The 1,058-nt window shown below is 69.0% G+C and carries 1 protein-coding gene and 1 pseudogene; both read left to right on the forward strand.

Annotated features, from left to right (window positions below):
- Positions 1-903: carbohydrate ABC transporter permease (locus tag ABZ622_RS42110; RefSeq protein WP_360552638.1), on the forward strand; the 903-nt coding region annotated here is incomplete at its 5' end.
- Positions 904-909: 6 nt separating this feature from the next.
- Positions 910-1,058 (forward strand): annotated as a pseudogene (locus tag ABZ622_RS42115) (epimerase); the annotation flags it as partial.

The following is a 1,058-nucleotide window of genomic DNA, read 5'->3' on the forward strand; positions in this document are numbered from 1 at the left end:
GCGCCGGCGGCCCCCGACCGGGCCGCCCGCCGTGCCGAACGCAAGCTGCGCAAGCTCTCGGAGCAGGACACCGTCCCGTACGGCATGCGGCCCACCCGGGCCGGCCGGATCGGCCGCGCCGTGCTGCTGACGGTGGCCGCGCTCGTGACGATCTTCCCGTTCTACGCGATGGTCGTGCTCTCCCTGAAGCCGTCCGCGGCGGTCGAGTTCCCCGGCAGTCTGCTGCCGTGGCCGCTGACCGGCGAGGCGTACGACACCGTCATGAACGCCCAGGACGTGCCGCGCTGGCTGCTCAACACGCTGATCTACTCGGTCGTCTCGGTCGTCGGCGTGCTGCTGCTCGCCTCGCTCGCCGGGTACGCCTTCGCCAAGAAGCGCTTCCCCGGCCGGGAGACCATGTTCTGGTCGTTCCTGTCGATGGTGATGGTCCCGTACCACGTCACGATGATCCCGACGTTCGCGATGATCGCGAAGCTGGGCGGCGTGGACACGTACTGGGGTCTGATCGTGCCGACCCTGGCCAACGCCCAGGCGGTGTTCCTGATGCGGCAGTTCATCCAGGGGCTGCCGGACGAGCTCTTCGAGGCGGCCCGGCTGGACGGCTGCAACGAGTGGCAGATCTTCTACCGGATCGTGCTGCCGCTGCTGAAGCCGATCCTGGCCACGCTCGGCGTCTTCGTCTTCCTGTGGCACTGGAACGACTTCCTGTGGCCGCTGGTCATCGGCCAGTCCACCGACATGCGCACCCTGACCGTCGGCATCGCCTCGCTCCAGCAGCAGAACGTACCGCTCAACGTGGTGCTCTCCGGCTCCGTCATCGCGTTCGTGCCCATCTTCGCCGCGTACATGGTGGGCCAGCGCTACTTCACCGAGGGCGTCACCGCGTCCGGAATCAAGGGATAGTCACGAATGTTCACCGATGAGGCCGCGCTCGAAGAGCGGCTCGCCACCCCCTCCCCCGCGCTCGTCGCCGATCTCGGCCGCCTCGAAGGCGATCTGCTGGTGCTCGGCGCCGGCGGCAAGATGGGCCCCAGCCTGTGCCGGCTCGCCCGCCGGGC

The organism is Streptomyces sp. NPDC007164, assembly GCF_040634135.1.
GTDB lineage: Bacteria > Actinomycetota > Actinomycetes > Streptomycetales > Streptomycetaceae > Streptomyces > Streptomyces sanglieri.